This is a genomic window from Pseudomonas sp. NPDC096950, from assembly GCF_044762525.1.
Taxonomy (GTDB): Bacteria; Pseudomonadota; Gammaproteobacteria; order Pseudomonadales; family Pseudomonadaceae; genus Aquipseudomonas.
In genome coordinates this window covers 33,554-50,017 of the sequence record NZ_JBIWEL010000031.1, presented here as the reverse complement: position 1 = coordinate 50,017, position 16,464 = coordinate 33,554, and the positions used below count along the sequence as shown (strand labels likewise).

The window sequence follows — 16,464 nt, the reverse complement described above, 5'->3', positions numbered from 1 at the left end:
CGAAGCCGTTTCCAGTTCTTTCAGCCGGCCGCTTGAGCCTGCTCATCCCAAGTCGCCTCGGCACTTTGCAGGTTCACCGAGCAGACGCTGATCAGGTTACGAAGTTTTTCCGCGATCACGGCGGCGCGGTGCCAGCTCAGGCCGTCGATCACGATGTCGATCGACAACAGATCATCCATGCGCTGCACGTTGACCTGCTCCGGGGTCAGGAACTGCAAGGCGAACAGGTTGAGTGCGCGGCACAGCAAATCCGGTTCGGCCTCGGCCAGCAGTTGGTATTGCACGCGGCAATGGGCATTGCTGGCGTTCCAGGCATCGGCGCGGGTCGTTGGGGTGTTCACGGCTTCTAGATGCGGCATGGTCGTTCTCCAAAATCATTGGAGGAATTTTTACATTCGGTGCCGGGCATTTCTTGGCTATGATCGATCGTATTGCCGATTTATCGAATCGTTTGATTCAACAAGTGATCAATCAAGGGTTTTTCTATGCATGCCGAGCTGGATGGCTATGACCGCAAGATTCTCGCGTTGCTGCAAGAGGACGCTTCGCTTTCCAGCGCGCAGATCGCCGAACAGGTCGGGCTGTCGCAGTCGCCGTGCTGGCGGCGGATCCAGCGGATGAAGGAGGAGGGGATCATTCGCGGGCAGGTGACGTTGCTCGATCGCAAGAAAATCGGCCTGAACACGCAGATTTTTGCCGAGATCAAACTCAACGCCCACGGGCGTTCGAACTTCACCGAGTTCACCGAGGCGATTCGCGGCTTTCCTGAAGTGCTGGAGTGTTATGTGCTGATGGGGTCGGTGGATTTTTTGCTGCGGATCGTTACGGCGGACATCGAGGCGTATGAGCGGTTCTTCTTTGAGAAGCTGTCGATGGTGCCGGGGATTCAGGAGGTGAATTCGATTGTGGCGTTGTCGGAGATCAAGTCCACGACGAGTTTGCCGGTCTGAGGTTTTGCGGTGACCGTGCGGGCCTCTTCGCGAGCAAGCCCGCTCCCACAGGGGAATGCATTCCAATGTGGGAGCGGGCTTGCTCACGAAGGCGGTGTTACATGCGCAGCAACATTTTCCAGGCACGATTCTGATACACGGCGATAGCCTGCTGCTTACGCGCATCCAGGGCTTCGTCGGTGATCGGCTCGTTGGCCAGTTGCGCCAGTTTGTTCAGTTCGCCGTACAGGCGATCCATTTCCGGGATGTCCAGCACGCCGCGGGCGTGGTGCATCCAGGCCTGGATGCGTTCGATGCGCGGCAGTTGCTCGGCCAGGTCTTCCGGCTGTTGCTGGTAGCGTTGCAATTGCAGCGACGTGGCTTCCTCGCCCAGCAGGCGCGGCAACCAGTTGGCCAATTGCGCCGCGCCCTGGCGGTTGCCACGCACGTTGCGGTCGGCAGCCCAGGTGCGGGCCAACAACCAGCGCGACGTGTTCAGCGAGAACAGGCCCCAACGCGGGTCTTCGAGTTCTTCAAGGAACTGCTCCGGCGCGGCTTTGCGCACGTCTTCGTCGTCCAGGCCAGCCTGGACCAGCGGACGCCAGTCTTCCAGCAAGGCGTCCAGCGCAATCCGCAAATCGTGAGTCGACTGACGCGGTGCGGCTTGGCCGAGGCTGCTCAACAGCGCGCGCAGTTCACCGAGGTTTTCGACCCAGTCCTGCAGCAAACGCCAGTGGCCATTGAAGCGATACTGTTCAGCCAGACGCTGGCTGCTGCCCAGCAAGTGCCAGCTCAGGGCGGCGAAAGCGTCGTCCAGTGGCATTTCGGCGGTGATCTGCGGCGCCGGCAGGCTCAGCGAGTAGCTGTTGGCGTCGTACAAACGGTAACCGCGCTCGGCCTTGCTGATGTCACACGGCATCAGGGGCAGGGTCGCGGCCAGTTCGGCGGCCAGTTCCAGCAGGGCGCCGGGTTCGCCTTCGCGCAGTTCCAGTTCCAGTTCGCAGATTTCTTCTTTCTGCTTGCCGACTACGACGTGACCGAAGTCCAGCGCCGCTTCGATGACCACTTTGGTCTTGCCGCGGCCCCAGGCGATTTCCGCGCGTTCACGCACGAAATCGGTGGTGAAGATGGCTTTCAGGGTTTTCTTGTCCAGCTCGGCCAGCTCTTCAGGCCAGCATTCGCCGTCGAGTTTCTTCACGTCGAGCTTGGCTTTGGGCAGGTTCCAATCGTATTCGTTACGCTCGGACAGACCGGCAACGCTCTGGCCACGGGTCTTGAGGGTCTGAATCACTTCTTCGCCATCGCGGCGCAGGCGCAGGGCAACCTTGGCGCGGGCCAGGTCGCGCTCAGGCGTGTCGAAGTACTGGTTCATCAACTCACGGCGTTCCCAGCCACTTTTGTTGCGTTTTTTCAGGAGCGGGTGCTCGCGCAGGGCGGCGAGGGTTTCGCGGCTGACGCGGAGTTTGATTTCGGTTTCTTTCTGCATGGCCGGAAAATCCAGGATCGGGAGCGCAGCCGGGGGAATGTGTGGCTGCCAAGGTCGTGCAGTGTACAGGACTCGTTCGCGATAGGGTCCGTGGCGGTTTATTCCTGTCACCGGATGGTTCTATGATGGACCTCAATTCGGGATTTGGAGTCAGCGATGCCTTTGCCGTCCATGAAAGATCAGTTCGCTGCGCTGATCGCTGCGCCGTCCGTCAGCTGTACCCAGCCGAGCCTCGATCAGACCAACCGGCCGGTGATCGATTTGCTGGCGACCTGGCTCGGCGATTTGGGTTTTGCCTGCGATATCCAGCAGGTCAGCCCCGGCAAATTCAATTTGCTCGCCAGCTTCGGTTCGGGCCCTGGCGGCCTGGTGCTGGCCGGGCACAGCGATACCGTGCCGTTCGATGGCGCGTTGTGGCAGACCGATCCTTTGAAGCTGACCGAAGTTGACGGCCGCTGGGTGGGCCTCGGCAGTTGCGACATGAAGGGCTTTTTCGCCCTGGCCATCGAAGCGGTCATCCCGTTGCTCGACCAGCCGTTCAAGCAACCGTTGCTGATCCTCGCCACTTGCGACGAAGAGAGCTCGATGTCTGGGGCTCGCGCCTTGGCCGAAGCCGGGCGTCCGCTGGGCCGGGCGGCGGTGATCGGCGAGCCGACCGGGCTCAAGCCGATCCGCATGCACAAAGGCATCATGATGGAGCGCATCGACATCCTAGGGCAGAGCGGCCATTCCTCGGATCCGCGCCTGGGCCATAGCGCTCTCGAAGCCATGCACGATGCCATCGGCGAACTGCGTGGCTTGCGTCTGTTGTGGCAGCGCGAATTCCGCAATCCGCAGTTTGGCGTGCCGACCCCGACGATGAATTTCGGCTGCATTCATGGTGGCGACAACCCCAACCGCATCTGCGGCCAGTGTTCGCTGGAATTCGACCTGCGGCCGTTGCCGGGCATGGACCCCAAAGTCCTGCGTGCGGAAATTCTGGCAAGGCTCAAACCGGTTGCCGAACGGCATCAGGTGAAGATCGATTACGCGCCGCTGTTCCCCGAAGTGCCGCCGTTCGAGCAAGCCGAGGACGCGGAATTGGTCCTGGTCGCGGAAAAGCTCACCGGTCATCGCGCCGAAGCAGTGGCGTTCGGCACGGAAGCGCCTTATCTTCAGCGCCTTGGCTGCGAAACACTGGTGCTCGGCCCGGGCGACATCGCTTGCGCTCACCAACCGGGGGAATACCTCGAAATGTCACGTTTGCAGCCTACCGTGCATCTATTACGTCAATTGATTGAACATTACTGCCTGACACCGGCCAAAGTCTCGATGCCAGCCAGCTAAGCGAAACCCCATGTGGGAGCGGGCTTGCTCGCGAAGGCGGTCTTACATTCAGCATCAATGTTGACTGGTCTGGCCTCTTCGCGAGCAAGCCCGCTCCCACAGGGCTTTGTGTGTTGACTGACTGAACGGTATAAATTGCCAGTGCCCCAACCCGTATTCATGAGGAGAGCTCGCGTGTCGCCAAGCCTGTTCCGACGATAACCACCAGCCCGTTGTGCGTTTTATGGTTCACCCATTTTTTGGCTGCTATTTATTACAGGCCCAGGTTCATGCCCGAATACGTTAATTGGCTTCGTCACGCGTCTCCTTATATCAATGCCCACCGCGATTGCACGTTCGTCGTCATGCTGCCCGGCGACGGTGTGGAGCATCCGAACTTCGGCAATATCGTCCACGACCTGGTGCTGTTGCACAGCCTCGGCGTGCGACTGGTGTTGGTTCACGGTTCCCGTCCGCAAATTGAAACCCGCCTCGCTGCGCGCGGCCTGATCCCGCATTACCACCACGGCATGCGCATCACCGATGCCGCGACCCTGGAATGCGTGATCGACGCGGTCGGCCAATTGCGCATCGCCATCGAAGCGCGGCTGTCCATGGACATGGCCTCGTCTCCAATGCAGGGCTCGCGCCTGAGGGTAGCCAGCGGCAACCTGGTGACGGCGCGGCCGATCGGTGTGCTGGAAGGTGTCGACTATCACCACACCGGCGAAGTGCGCCGGGTTGATCGCAAAGGTATCAATCGCTTGCTGGACGAGCGCTCCATCGTGCTGTTGTCGCCGCTGGGTTACTCGCCGACCGGTGAGATTTTCAACCTCGCCTGTGAAGACGTCGCCACCCGCGCGGCCATCGACCTCGGTGCCGACAAATTGCTGCTGTTCGGCGCCGACCTGGGCTTGATCGACGAAAACGGTCGTCTGGTCCGCGAGTTGCGTCCGCAACAAGTGCCGGCGCATCTGCAACGCCTGGGCAGCAACTATCAGGGCGAGCTGCTGGATGCGGCGGCTGAAGCCTGCCGTGGCGGCGTGGCGCGCAGCCATATCGTCAGCTACGCCGAAGACGGCGCGCTGCTGACCGAACTGTTCACCCGTGACGGTGGCGGTACGTTGGTGGCCCAGGAACAATTCGAACTGGTGCGTGAAGCGGCGATTGAAGACGTCGGCGGTTTGCTGGATCTGATCAGCCCGCTGGAAGAGCAGGGGATTCTGGTGCGTCGTTCCCGGGAAGTGCTGGAGCGCGAGATCGAGCAGTTCAGCGTGGTCGAGCGCGAAGGCATGATCATCGCGTGCGCGGCGCTGTATCAGATTGCCGATTCGGATGCCGGGGAGTTGGCTTGTCTGGCGGTGAACCCGGAATATCGCCATGGCGGGCGCGGCGATGAATTGCTCGAGCGCATCGAAACCCGCGCCCGAGCCCAAGGGTTGAAAACTTTGTTCGTGCTGACGACCCGGACCGCGCACTGGTTCCGCGAGCGTGGTTTCGAGCCAAGCAGCGTCGAGCGCCTGCCGTCGGCGCGGGCGTCGCTGTACAACTATCAGCGTAATTCGAAGATCTTCGAAAAAACCCTGTAATCGATCGTTCCCACGCTCTGCGTGGGAATGCCTCTACGGACGCTCCGCGTTCGGGTTCGGATGGAACGCGGAGCGTTCCGGGCTGCATTCCCACGCAGAGCGTGGGAACGATCGTCACAGGAAGGCGGTGTTACTCCGTGACGAACTTCGCGCTCACATACGGCGAATAATCCGGCAGTACCGTCTCTACTTTGCCTTGCTCCTTCAAGAACTTCGCCGTCTCGCCAATCGCCTTGGCCGTGCCGCCGTCCAACAGCGCGGTGGTCTGTTGGGCTTTCGCGTCCGGGAAGGTCGAGCCGGCCAGCAACTCCGGTACATCGACGGCATTGGCACCGGTCAATTTGGCGATTTTCTGTACAGGCACCGAGTCGGCGGTCCAGCTCTCTTTATGGGCGGCATAGTCAGCGAAGGAGTCCAGGGTGACCTTGGCGAATTTGGCCACCACCTCCGGATGCTTCTCGGCGTAATCCTTGCGAGCGACCCAGACTTCAAAGGTCGGCGCACCCCATTGGCCAACCTGTGCGGCATCGGTCAAGGTCTTGCCGGTCTTGCGAATTTCCCCCAGGGCCGGCGACCAGACAAACGCGCCGTCGATGTCGCCACGCTTCCAGGCCGCGGCGATTTCCGCCGGTTGCAGGTTCACCACTTTGACTTTCGAGGCATCCAGGCCCCAGTGCTTCAGCGCGCCGAGCAGGCTGTAGTGGGACGTTGAAACGAAAGGCGTGGCAATGGTCTTGCCGATCAGATCTTCCGGTTTATCGATGCCGCTGCCGTTGCGGACCACCAAGGCTTCGGCGGCGTTGATCTGGGCCGACACGATGAAGGCCACGATCGGCAGGTTGCGCGAAGCGGCTGCGGCGAGGGGACTCGAGCCGAGGTTGCCAATCTGCACGTCGCCGGAGGCAATGGCGGTGACGACTTCCGGGCCACTGTTGAACCGGCGCCAGTCGATTTTCTGGCCAATGGTTTTCTCGTAAACGCCATCAGACTGGGGGACTTTGCTCGGGTCGATACCGGTTTGATAACCCACCGTGAGGTTGGCCGCCTGAGCACCAAAAGAAAATAAAACCGATACACAAACTGTAACAATTTGACTGGATAGTGCGCGTTTGGCCATGATGGCGTCGCCTTTTCGATAGGGATTGACGTATGTAAGATGCGTCAAAGCTAATCGATCTAAAAAAAGGCCAACAAATACCATTTAGTAATTAGCTTATGAGCCGATACGGGATATCTCGGTGCGGTTTTGCAGTGTCGGGCTATATTCCATTGCGGTATGAAAAAGAATGAAATAATTCTTTTTGGGTTTATGAGGAATTCATTACCCTGCAGGGACCAAATCACGGCGATTAGACCTTGGTCGTAGACACACAAGGTTACGATTGACTTGTCAGTCACGGTCTGGCGCTAATCGCGCATCTTAGGATCCAGGGCATTCGACCCGGGACCAGGAACACAAGAATTAGAAACGAGAGGAGCGAAACATGAATAAGTCCACCTTGGCCCTGGCTGTGGCCGTAGGGGTTTTGGCGCAGCAGGCAGGCGCCGCGGGGTTCATCGAAGACAGCAAGGCTACCTTGGGTCTGCGTAACTTCTACATCAACACCGATAACCGTGACAGCGCTGCTGGCACCACTGCCAACAAGAACGCTGGCGTTCAAAGCAAGAACGAAGAATGGGGCCAAGGCTTTGACCTGCGCTTCATCTCCGGCTACACCCAAGGCACCGTCGGCTTCGGTATCGACGCCATCGGCCTGCTGGGTATTCGCCTGGATTCGGGCGGCGGCACCAACGGCGCTACCGCTACTTCGTACGGCGGCACGGTTTTCCCAAGCAAGTCTAACGGCGAAGCGGTTGATAACTTCTCCAGCTTGGGCCTGACTGCCAAAGCCAAGATCTCCCAGACCGAACTGAAGCTGGGCACTCTGCAGCCAAAGAACCCGGTTATCGTGACCAACGACGGTCGTCTGTTGCCACAAACCTGGCAGGGTGGCCAGATCACTTCCGGTGATATCAAAGACCTGACGCTGGTTGGCGGTCAGATCGAATCCGTGAAAGGTCGTAACTCCAGCAACAACGAGCAACTGTCCATTGGCGGCGCGAACAGCCCGACCATCAGCGGTCGCGACAGCAACAAGTTCATCTACGGCGGCGGTGACTACAAAATCACCAAAGACCTGACTGCCCAGTACTACTACGGCAACCTGGAAGATTTCTACAAGCAACACTTCCTGGGTCTGGTTCACAACTGGGCTATCGGCCCGGGCGTGCTGAAGTCTGACTTGCGTTACTTCAACAGCCGTGACGACGGCGCCAACGGTAATACCCCTGCCTACTACAGCAGCGGTAACTACTCGGGTGCTGCAAGCGGTCGCGGTAAAGTCGACAACAACCTGTACAGCGGCCTGTTCCTGTACTCGGTGGCCGGTCACACCTTCGGTGGCGGTTACCAGGTCAGCAACGGCAGCAGCGACTTCCCTTGGCTGAACCAGGGCGACGGTTCGTCGAACTACACTATCACCGACATGCAAATCCAGAAGTTCGGCCGTGCCGGCGAGAAAACCTGGCAAGCACGCTACTCGTATGACTTCGCCAAAGTTGGCCTGCCAGGCGCAACCGCTGGTGTTGTTTACCTGCGTGGCGACAACATCGACACCGTGACTGCCGGTGGTGGTGTTTCGGGCAACGGCCGTTCCGAGTGGGAACGCGACCTGACCCTGGCTTACGTTGTGCCGGAAGGCCCGCTGAAAAACCTGGGCTTCATGTGGAAAAACGCCATGTGGCGCAACGACATCCCAGGCCAGCGCGACCAAGACGAAAACCGTCTGATCGTCAGCTACTCGATCCCGCTGTTGTAATAGCGCGCTCCAGTCAGCCTGCGTAAATAAAGCCCCGCCCGGCACCTCGCCGGGCGGGGCTTTTGCGTTTTCAAGGCGGAGTCACCCCCGTAATCCCGCCCTGAAATTGCCCCTCTTTTGCAGCTACTCAAGGCCTTCTCGAACCTTGTGGGCGATGTTCGTCGCGATGGCCGGGCAGGTCCAGTGAACAGATCTTTAATATTCATTTATGATCTAAATAAATCGATATTTATTCTTTTTAATTCAATCGGAATGCAGGCACAGTTGAGCTCAACAAGCACTCACCAGGAGCAGCACCATGAGCCTCAGACTTGGCGATATCGCCCCCGATTTCGAACAGGATTCCAGCGCCGGCACCATCCGTTTCCACGAATGGCTGGGCGATAGCTGGGGCGTGCTGTTTTCCCACCCGGCGGACTTCACTCCGGTGTGCACCACCGAACTGGGCTTCACCGCCAAGCTCAAGGATGAATTTTCCAACCGTGGCGTCAAAGCCATCGCGCTGTCGGTCGACCCGGTGGACTCGCACCACAAGTGGATCGAAGACATCAACGAAACCCAGAACACCCTCGTCAACTTCCCGATCCTGGCCGACGCCGATCGCAAGGTTTCAGACCTGTACGACCTGATTCACCCGAACGCCAACGACACCTTGACCGTGCGCTCACTTTTCGTGATCGACCCGAACAAGAAGGTTCGGCTGACCATCACCTACCCGGCCAGCACCGGTCGCAACTTCCATGAAATCCTGCGGGTGATCGACTCGCTGCAACTCACCGACAACTACAAAGTGGCCACCCCGGCCAACTGGCAGGACGGTGACGAAGTAGTGATCGTGCCGTCGCTCAAGGACGAAGACGAAATCAAGAAACGCTTTCCGAAGGGTTATCGCGCGGTGAAGCCGTACCTGCGCCTGACGCCGCAGCCGAATCGTTAAACCATGCATTGCGGCGTGGCTGATGCCGCCTTCGCGAGCAGGCTCGCTCCCACAATGGAATGCATTACAAATGTGGGAGCGAGCCTGCTCGCGAAGGGGCCTTGGCAAACATCGCAAAATTCAGATTTGAAACGCATCCACAAAGCAGGGGATTTCAGGCCGTTCTTACGGCCTATTTTTTTGTCCGGGATATGATGATTCGCATAGACCTACAAAGAATAACCAAATGAATAAATATGATTTATGGATATATAAATCACCTGTTAAGGTCACTCCATCGACGCGAGATCGCACATTGCGAATCGCCCACACCGCTCAAGGAATCACCTGAATGCTGGTCGTCTCACTCGGTGGCAGCCCCAGCCAACGCTCTCGTTCCGGGGTGTTGCTGGAGCGTTCGCAGCGCTGGTTGCAAGAACAAGGGGTGGAAGTGGTGAGTTATCAGGTACGGGACTTCCCGGCCGAAGACTTGCTGCATGCACGCTTCGACAGTCCGAAGGTGATCGACCTGTTGCAACAGATTGAAAACGCCGACGGCCTGCTGATTGCCACGCCGGTCTACAAGGCGTCGTTTTCCGGCGCGTTGAAAACCGTACTGGACTTGCTGCCCGAGCGCGCCCTGGCCCACAAGGTGGTGTTGCCCATGGCCACTGGCGGCAGCATCGCCCACATGCTGGCGGTGGATTACGCGCTCAAACCGGTGCTGTCGGCATTGAAAGCCCAGGAGATGCTCCACGGGATTTTCGCTGTGGACAGCCAGATTGCCTACGGCGAAGGCAGTGCCCAGGCGCAATTGGCGCCGGAGCTGGAACAACGACTGAATGAATCGCTGGAGCTGTTTTTCAGCGCCATGGCACGACGGCCCAAGCCGATCGACCCGCACCTGTTGAACGAACGTTTGCTGAGTGCGCGCTGGAGCATCTAAGCCACCACTCAAGCCACATCTGAATTCGAAGTACTCACCTTACTCAGCCGCCAACGGCCAAGCAGGTGCAGCCAAAACCCAACAGCAAATAGGAGAGCGCTATGCGCACTGTCATTTTGCGTCGTGGTCTGGTCGCTCTGTTTGTGGCGGCTGTGTCCTTCGGCGTTATTTCCCAAGCACAAGCCGAGACATTGCGCATCGGCTATCAAAAGTACGGCACCCTGGTGCTGCTCAAGGCCAAGGGCACGCTGGAAAAACGCCTCGCCGCCCAAGGCGTGGACGTGCAATGGACAGAGTTCCCCGGCGGCCCGCAACTGCTCGAAGGCCTGAACGTCGGCTCGATCGACTTCGGCGTCACCGGTGAAACACCGCCGGTCTTCGCGCAAGCCGCCGGTGCCGATCTGCTCTACGTCGCCTACGAACCGCCAGCGCCGCACAGCGAAGCGATCCTGGTGCCGAAGGACTCGACGATCAAATCCGTCGCGGACCTCAAGGGCAAGAAAGTCGTCCTGAACAAAGGCTCCAACGTGCACTACCTGCTGGTCCGTGCGCTGGAAGATGCCGGCCTCAAATACACCGACATCCAGACCGTATTCCTGCCGCCCGCCGATGCCCGCGCCGCGTTCGAGCGTGGCAGTGTCGATGCTTGGGTGATCTGGGACCCGTACCAGGCTGCCGCCGAACAGCAACTGCAAGCACGCACCCTGCGTGATGGCCAAGGCATCGTCGATAACCATCAGTTCTACCTGGCGACCAAGCCTTACGCGCAGAAAAATCCCGAGGTGATCAAGACCCTCGTCGATGAAGTGCGCGCCGTCGGCGAATGGTCCAAAGCCAACCCGGAAGACGTGACCAAACAGGTTTCGCCACTGCTCGGCCTGCCGGCGGACATCACCCTGACCTCGGTAAAACGCCAGGGCTACGGCGCGCTGTTCCTCACGCCTGAAGTGGTCGCCGCCCAACAGAAAATCGCCGACAGCTTCTACCAGCTCAAGCTGATTCCGAAGCCGCTCAGCATCAAAGACGTGATCTGGACGCCACCGGCGGCCGTTGCCAAAGCGCAGTAATTCGAATTCCTAAGGAGACCACTCCATGAGCCTTAATATTTTCTGGTTCCTGCCTACCCACGGCGACGGCCATTACCTTGGCACCGCCGAAGGCGCTCGCGCCGTTGACCACGGTTACCTGCAACAAATCGCCCAAGCAGCGGATCGCCTGGGTTTCGGCGGGGTGTTGATTCCCACCGGTCGCTCCTGCGAAGACTCGTGGCTGGTGGCCGCGTCGCTGATCCCGGTGACCCAGCGTTTGAAATTCCTCGTTGCCCTGCGCCCCGGGATCATTTCCCCGACGGTCGCGGCGCGGCAGGCGGCGACCCTGGATCGTTTGTCCGGCGGTCGTGCGCTGTTCAACCTGGTAACCGGTGGTGATCCGGATGAATTGGCCGGCGACGGTTTGTTCCTCAGCCACGAAGAGCGCTATCAAGCCTCGGTGGAATTCACCCGCATCTGGCGCCGGGTGCTGGAAGGCGAAACCGTGGATTACGACGGTCAGCACATCAGCGTGAAAGGCGCGAAGTTGCTTTATCCGCCGGTCCAGCAACCACGTCCGCCGTTGTACTTCGGTGGTTCTTCGGAAGCGGCGCAAGACCTGGCCGCCGAACAGGTCGAGATGGTTCTGACCTGGGGTGAACCACCGGCCGCCGTCGCCGAGAAAATTGAACAAGTGCGCGCCAAAGCCGCGAAGTTCGGTCGCACCGTGCGCTTCGGCATTCGCCTGCATGTGATCGTGCGTGAAACCAACGAAGAAGCCTGGGCAGCGGCGGATCGACTGATCTCCCATGTGGACGATGAAACCATCGCTCGGGCCCAGGCTTCGCTGTCGCGTTTCGATTCGGTCGGCCAGCAACGCATGGCCGCACTGCACGGCGGCAGTCGCGACAATCTGGAAGTCAGCCCCAACCTGTGGGCCGGTGTCGGCCTGGTGCGTGGCGGTGCCGGTACGGCGCTGGTGGGCGACGGTCCGACCGTGGCCGCACGCATGAAGGAATACGCCGACCTGGGCATCGACACGTTCATCTTCTCCGGTTATCCACACCTGGAAGAGGCGTATCGGGTGGCCGAGTTGCTGTTCCCGCACATTGACGTGCAACGTCCGGAACAGCCACAAGGCGCGAACTTCGTCAGCCCGTTCGGCGAGATGGTGGCCAACGACATTCTTCCCAAAGCCGCGTCCCAGAGCTGAGGCGCCGCCATGAAAAGAATTATCCACAACCTCGCGCCTTGGGCGTTGCCGGTCCTGTTGCTGGCGGTGTGGCAGTTGTCGGTGTCGGCGGGCTGGTTGTCGACACGGATTCTGCCGGCGCCGATTGCGGTGATCGAGGCTGGCGTAAGCCTGGTGCGCAGCGGCGAAATCTGGACTCACCTGGCCATCAGCGGCTGGCGTGCGGCGCTCGGTTTCTCCATCGGCGGCGGCATCGGCCTGGCCTTGGGTTTCATCACCGGCCTGTCGAAATGGGGCGAACGCCTGCTCGACAGTTCGGTGCAGATGATCCGCAACGTGCCGCACCTGGCGCTGATTCCGCTGGTGATCCTGTGGTTCGGCATCGATGAGTCGGCGAAGATTTTCCTGGTGGCGTTGGGCACATTGTTCCCGATCTACCTGAACACTTATCACGGCATCCGCAACGTCGATCCGGCATTGGTGGAGATGGCGCGCAGTTATGGCTTGTCCGGTTTCAGCCTGTTCCGCCAGGTGATTTTGCCGGGGGCGCTGCCTTCGATTCTGGTCGGTGTGCGCTTCGCCCTCGGGTTCATGTGGCTCACGCTGATCGTGGCGGAAACCATTTCCGCCAGTTCCGGCATCGGCTACCTGGCGATGAATGCCCGGGAGTTCTTGCAGACCGACGTGGTGGTGCTGGCGATTCTGTTGTACGCGGTGCTCGGCAAACTGGCAGACCTCGCGGCCCGTGGACTGGAACGTGTGTGGCTGCGCTGGCATCCGGCGTATCAGGTCGTTAAAGGAGGTGCCGCATGACCGCTCAACAACCTCCACGCCTGCTGCGCGGAATTCCGCTGGCGGTGCGCAAGCTGCAAAAGACCTTTGGCTCGCGGCAAGTGCTGCGCGAGATCGACCTGCACATTCCGGCCGGGCAATTCGTGGCCGTGGTTGGTCGCAGCGGCTGTGGCAAAAGTACCTTGCTGCGCTTGCTCGCCGGCCTCGACAAACCCACGGGCGGCGAATTGCTCGCCGGTTCCGCGCCGCTGAGCGATGCCCGGGAAGACACGCGATTGATGTTCCAGGAAGCGCGTCTGCTGCCGTGGAAGAAGGTCATCGACAACGTCGGCCTCGGGCTCAAGGGCAACTGGCGGCCACAAGCTCTGGAAGCGCTGGAGTCGGTGGGCCTGGCAGATCGCGCGAATGAGTGGCCAGCCGCGCTGTCCGGTGGGCAGAAGCAACGTGTGGCCCTGGCTCGCGCGCTGATCCACCAACCGCGCTTGCTGCTGCTGGACGAACCCTTGGGCGCCCTGGATGCCCTGACCCGAATTGAAATGCAGCAACTGATCGAGCGGCTCTGGCAACAGCACGGCTTCACCGTGTTGCTGGTGACCCATGACGTCAGTGAAGCGGTGGCGATTGCCGATCGGGTGATCCTGATCGAAGACGGCGAAGTCGGCCTCGACCTGCAAGTGGAACTGCCGCGTCCTCGAGTCCGCGGCTCCCATCGGCTGGCGGCGCTGGAAACCGAAGTCCTCAATCGCGTGCTGTCACTGCCCGGCCAACCGCCGGAACCCGAACCCGTTTCACCATTGCCTACGCAACTGCGTTGGGCTCAATAACTCACGCCTCACCTCAACTGACAGGAATCAACATCATGACTATCAAAGCCATCAACGTTCGTAACCAGTTCAAAGGCTCGATCAAGGAAATCGTGCTGGGTGACGTGCTGTCGGAAATCGACGTTCAGACTGCATCCGGCATCGTGACCTCGGTGATCACCACCCGTTCGGTGAAAGAACTGGAGCTGGTGGTCGGCAGCGAAGTGATCGCCTTCGTGAAATCCACCGAGGTGTCGATCGCCAAGTTGTAAGGGCGTGCGCCAACGACAACCCCGGAGGGTTTAGCCCTTCGGGGTTTTTTATGCGTGTGATTCAGTGAGTTTGGCGGTGCGGCCTTCGCGAGCAAGCCCGCTCCCACAGGGGATTTGTGCCGAACACAAATTCTATGTTCACTGAAGATCCACTGTGGGAGCGGGCTTGCTCGCGAAGAGGCCAGTGAAGCCCGCAAAGAATTCAGGCCGAAAGGGTGCGCTTTGGCAGGTAGGGCGGCAGATACAGCCCCAGATACGCATCAAACACCCGCATCCCTTCCTCAGCCATGCGCGGCGTGATCTGCCCGTGCTGCTGCACCGAACGTGCATAGACGCGGTCGCCCAATTCCATGGCCAACGCAAACACGTCGACGTCCATCGGCAGCCTCGGCAGTTCGAAGTGGTGGTCGAACAGCGTGTGCATCAGATCACCCAGTTCGAGGTCGTGTTGACGGTCGGCCTGGGTCACTTCGGTCAGGCCGTGTTGCGCAAGGATCAATTGGCGGGCGGCGGCGTCTTCGTCATAGATATCGAGCATGCGTTGCTCGACCAGCCGCGACAGGTCGCGCCAGTCGTGGAGCGCGTCGTGATCGATGGGTGCTTGCAGGCAGGCGCGGAACGCGGCGTGGACATCCGCCGTCAGCCCTTCGAGCAGGGCCGGGACGCTGGCGAAGAAGTGGTAGACCGAGGACGGCGGGATCTCTGCGCGCTCGGCGACGCTGTAGATCGACAGGCTGGCCACGCCCTCGGCGGCCAGCAAGGTGCGGGCGGCATCGAGGATCGAATCGATCCGCGCCTGGCTGCGTGCGCGGGGTTTGCGGATAGGGGCGGGGCGGGTCATTGGCGTCTCCTGCGGGGCAGGGGGCATTGTACGAGGAGGGTTTGATGTTGTCTTGTCGGACGCCTTCGCGAGCAGGCTCGCTCCCACATTTGAAATGCCTTCCCCTGTGGGAGCGAGCCTGCTCGCGAAGCAGTCACCTCGGTCCAACAGAATGAAGGCACAAAAAAACGCCGCAGGCTTTATCAGCCCACGGCGTTCCTTTTTACCGCAACCGCTTAAACGGTATGCAGATACCAGTTGTACTCAAGGTCGGAGATGGAGTGTTCGAACTCCTCCAGCTCACTTTCCTTACAGGCCACGAAGATATCGATGTATTTCGGATCGATGTACTTGGCCATGACTTCGCTGTCGTCCAGCTCACGCAATGCATCGCGCAGGTTGTTCGGCAGGCTTTGCTCGTTCTGCTCGTAGGAGTTGCCTTCCACGGGCGCGCCCGGCTCGATCTTGTTGGTCAGGCCGTGATGCACGCCTGCCAGGACCGAAGCCATCAGCAGGTACGGGTTGGCATCGGCACCGGCAACGCGGTGTTCGATACGCACGGCATCGGAAGAACCGGTCGGGACGCGAATCGCCACGGTACGGTTGTCCAGGCCCCAGCACGGCGAGTTCGGCACGTAGAACTGTGCGCCGAAACGACGGTAGGAGTTGACGTTCGGGCAGAGGAAAGCCATCTGCGCCGGTAGGGTCTCGAGCACACCGCCGATCGCGTGACGCAGTGCGGCGTTCTGCTCGGGATCCTCGCTGGCAAAAATATTCTTGCCGTCGCGGTCGAGAATCGAGATGTGGACATGCAACCCGTTACCCGCCTGGCCTGGGTAAGGCTTGGCCATGAAGGTGGTGTCCATCTCATGGTCGTAGGCGATGTTCTTGATCAGGCGCTTGAGCAGTACTGCGTAGTCGCAGGCCTTGATCGGGTCGGCCACGTGGTGCAGGTTCACTTCGAACTGCGCCGGGGCACTTTCCTTGACGATGGCGTCGGCCGGGATGCCTTGCTCTTTCGCACCTTCCAGAATGTCCTGGAGGCAGTCGACGTATTCGTCGAGGTCGTCGATCAGGTAGACCTGTGTCGAATGCGGGCGTTTGCCGGAGATCGGCGAGCGCGGTGGCTGTGGACGGCCGTTCACGTTCTCCTGGTCGATCAGGTAGAACTCCAGTTCGAATGCGGCGCAAATAGTCAGGCCCATCTCGTCGAACTTGGCAACAACTTGACGCAGTACTTCACGGGGATCCGCGAAGAAAGGTTCACCTTCGAGTTCGTGCATGGTCATCAGCAGTTGCGCGGTAGGGCGCTTCTGCCATGGCTCATTGCACAGGGTGTCAGGGATTGGATAGCAGATTCGGTCAGCATCGCCGATGTCCAGGCCCAGGCCGGTGCTTTCCACCGTCGAGCCATTGATATCCAGAGCAAATAGAGAGGCCGGCAGGTTGATGCCTTTCTCGTAAACCTTGTGGAGGCTGGTGCTTTCAATGCGCTTGCCGCGCACCACACCATTCATATCCTCAATAA

At 59.9% G+C, this 16,464-nt stretch carries 16 protein-coding genes; 11 read left to right on the top strand and 5 right to left on the bottom strand.

Annotated elements, in window-relative coordinates; genetic code table 11:
* Positions 1-20: 20 nt before the first annotated feature.
* The gene (locus ACIQY3_RS30720; protein WP_403027501.1) at positions 21-359 is read right to left on the bottom strand and encodes a hypothetical protein; all 339 of its coding nucleotides are present in this window, start codon (positions 357-359) and stop codon (positions 21-23) included.
* A 126-nt stretch (positions 360-485) separates the two neighbouring features.
* On the opposite strand from ACIQY3_RS30720, the gene ACIQY3_RS30715 reads away from it, so the two are divergent.
* Positions 486-950, top strand: a complete 465-nt coding sequence (locus ACIQY3_RS30715) for an Lrp/AsnC family transcriptional regulator (RefSeq protein WP_121733342.1) — start codon at positions 486-488, stop codon at positions 948-950.
* A gap of 97 nt (positions 951-1,047) precedes the next feature.
* Here ACIQY3_RS30715 and ACIQY3_RS30710 read toward each other — a convergent pair whose 3' ends face one another.
* The gene (locus tag ACIQY3_RS30710; protein WP_403027497.1) at positions 1,048-2,415 is read right to left on the bottom strand and encodes an inorganic triphosphatase; all 1,368 of its coding nucleotides are present in this window, start codon (positions 2,413-2,415) and stop codon (positions 1,048-1,050) included.
* A 156-nt stretch (positions 2,416-2,571) separates the two neighbouring features.
* Between ACIQY3_RS30710 and argE the strand changes: the two genes are divergently transcribed.
* Together argE and argA are read left to right on the top strand one after the other, a co-directional pair.
* Positions 2,572-3,741, top strand: coding sequence for an acetylornithine deacetylase (argE, locus tag ACIQY3_RS30705; protein ID WP_403027494.1), 1,170 nt, complete (start codon positions 2,572-2,574; stop codon positions 3,739-3,741).
* A 269-nt stretch (positions 3,742-4,010) separates the two neighbouring features.
* Positions 4,011-5,309: an amino-acid N-acetyltransferase gene (gene argA / locus ACIQY3_RS30700; protein WP_123509749.1), complete on the top strand. Its 1,299-nt coding sequence runs from the start codon at positions 4,011-4,013 to the stop codon at positions 5,307-5,309.
* Between the two features lie 130 nt (positions 5,310-5,439).
* Here argA and tauA read toward each other — a convergent pair whose 3' ends face one another.
* Positions 5,440-6,426: a taurine ABC transporter substrate-binding protein gene (tauA, locus tag ACIQY3_RS30695; RefSeq protein ID WP_403027490.1), complete on the bottom strand. Its 987-nt coding sequence runs from the start codon at positions 6,424-6,426 to the stop codon at positions 5,440-5,442.
* 367 nt (positions 6,427-6,793) lie between these two features.
* Here tauA and ACIQY3_RS30690 point away from each other — a divergent pair, with 367 nt between their 5' ends.
* From ACIQY3_RS30690 to ACIQY3_RS30655, 8 genes are all read left to right on the top strand, one after another.
* Entirely contained in the window at positions 6,794-8,167 is a 1,374-nt protein-coding gene (locus ACIQY3_RS30690; RefSeq protein ID WP_403027487.1) for an OprD family porin, read from the top strand.
* A gap of 298 nt (positions 8,168-8,465) precedes the next feature.
* Positions 8,466-9,104 carry a peroxiredoxin gene (locus tag ACIQY3_RS30685; protein ID WP_054044587.1) on the top strand — a complete coding sequence of 213 codons (639 nt, stop codon included), beginning with the start codon at positions 8,466-8,468 and terminating at the stop codon, positions 9,102-9,104.
* A gap of 331 nt (positions 9,105-9,435) precedes the next feature.
* Positions 9,436-10,029, top strand: a complete 594-nt coding sequence (gene ssuE, locus ACIQY3_RS30680; RefSeq protein ID WP_054044585.1) for an NADPH-dependent FMN reductase — start codon at positions 9,436-9,438, stop codon at positions 10,027-10,029.
* A gap of 101 nt (positions 10,030-10,130) precedes the next feature.
* A complete protein-coding gene (locus tag ACIQY3_RS30675; protein WP_403027483.1) occupies positions 10,131-11,096 on the top strand; it encodes a sulfonate ABC transporter substrate-binding protein in 966 nt (321 codons plus the stop codon).
* Between the two features lie 25 nt (positions 11,097-11,121).
* Complete coding sequence (gene ssuD / locus ACIQY3_RS30670; protein WP_403027480.1) at positions 11,122-12,270, top strand: FMNH2-dependent alkanesulfonate monooxygenase; 1,149 nt, start codon at positions 11,122-11,124, stop codon at positions 12,268-12,270.
* A gap of 9 nt (positions 12,271-12,279) precedes the next feature.
* Positions 12,280-13,062, top strand: a complete 783-nt coding sequence (gene ssuC, locus ACIQY3_RS30665; RefSeq protein WP_403027477.1) for an aliphatic sulfonate ABC transporter permease SsuC — start codon at positions 12,280-12,282, stop codon at positions 13,060-13,062.
* Positions 13,059-13,865, top strand: a complete 807-nt coding sequence (gene ssuB, locus ACIQY3_RS30660) for an aliphatic sulfonates ABC transporter ATP-binding protein (protein ID WP_403027473.1) — start codon at positions 13,059-13,061, stop codon at positions 13,863-13,865. The genes ssuC and ssuB overlap by 4 nt, the downstream gene beginning before the upstream one ends.
* 35 nt (positions 13,866-13,900) lie before the next feature.
* Positions 13,901-14,116 (top strand): molybdopterin-binding protein, encoded by a 216-nt coding sequence (locus ACIQY3_RS30655; protein ID WP_003229256.1) that lies wholly within the window; start codon positions 13,901-13,903, stop codon positions 14,114-14,116.
* Positions 14,117-14,318: 202 nt separating this feature from the next.
* Here ACIQY3_RS30655 and ACIQY3_RS30650 read toward each other — a convergent pair whose 3' ends face one another.
* Positions 14,319-14,957, bottom strand: coding sequence for a TetR/AcrR family transcriptional regulator (locus ACIQY3_RS30650; protein ID WP_403027470.1), 639 nt, complete (start codon positions 14,955-14,957; stop codon positions 14,319-14,321).
* A 215-nt stretch (positions 14,958-15,172) separates the two neighbouring features.
* Positions 15,173-16,464: glutamine synthetase family protein (locus ACIQY3_RS30645; RefSeq protein ID WP_403027467.1), on the bottom strand; the 1,292-nt coding region annotated here is incomplete at its 5' end.

Bases quoted from the DNA above. Each gene is read 5' to 3' on its own strand.
- ACIQY3_RS30720 (WP_403027501.1), bottom strand. From the start codon at position 359: ATGCCGCATCTAGAAGCCGTGAACACCCCAACGACCCGCGCCGATGCC.
- ACIQY3_RS30715 (WP_121733342.1), top strand. From the start codon at position 486: ATGCATGCCGAGCTGGATGGCTATGACCGCAAGATTCTCGCGTTGCTG.
- ACIQY3_RS30710 (WP_403027497.1), bottom strand. From the start codon at position 2,415: ATGCAGAAAGAAACCGAAATCAAACTCCGCGTCAGCCGCGAAACCCTC.
- argE (WP_403027494.1), top strand. From the start codon at position 2,572: ATGCCTTTGCCGTCCATGAAAGATCAGTTCGCTGCGCTGATCGCTGCG.
- argA (WP_123509749.1), top strand. From the start codon at position 4,011: ATGCCCGAATACGTTAATTGGCTTCGTCACGCGTCTCCTTATATCAAT.
- tauA (WP_403027490.1), bottom strand. From the start codon at position 6,426: ATGGCCAAACGCGCACTATCCAGTCAAATTGTTACAGTTTGTGTATCG.
- ACIQY3_RS30690 (WP_403027487.1), top strand. From the start codon at position 6,794: ATGAATAAGTCCACCTTGGCCCTGGCTGTGGCCGTAGGGGTTTTGGCG.
- ACIQY3_RS30685 (WP_054044587.1), top strand. From the start codon at position 8,466: ATGAGCCTCAGACTTGGCGATATCGCCCCCGATTTCGAACAGGATTCC.
- ssuE (WP_054044585.1), top strand. From the start codon at position 9,436: ATGCTGGTCGTCTCACTCGGTGGCAGCCCCAGCCAACGCTCTCGTTCC.
- ACIQY3_RS30675 (WP_403027483.1), top strand. From the start codon at position 10,131: ATGCGCACTGTCATTTTGCGTCGTGGTCTGGTCGCTCTGTTTGTGGCG.
- ssuD (WP_403027480.1), top strand. From the start codon at position 11,122: ATGAGCCTTAATATTTTCTGGTTCCTGCCTACCCACGGCGACGGCCAT.
- ssuC (WP_403027477.1), top strand. From the start codon at position 12,280: ATGAAAAGAATTATCCACAACCTCGCGCCTTGGGCGTTGCCGGTCCTG.
- ssuB (WP_403027473.1), top strand. From the start codon at position 13,059: ATGACCGCTCAACAACCTCCACGCCTGCTGCGCGGAATTCCGCTGGCG.
- ACIQY3_RS30655 (WP_003229256.1), top strand. From the start codon at position 13,901: ATGACTATCAAAGCCATCAACGTTCGTAACCAGTTCAAAGGCTCGATC.
- ACIQY3_RS30650 (WP_403027470.1), bottom strand. From the start codon at position 14,957: ATGACCCGCCCCGCCCCTATCCGCAAACCCCGCGCACGCAGCCAGGCG.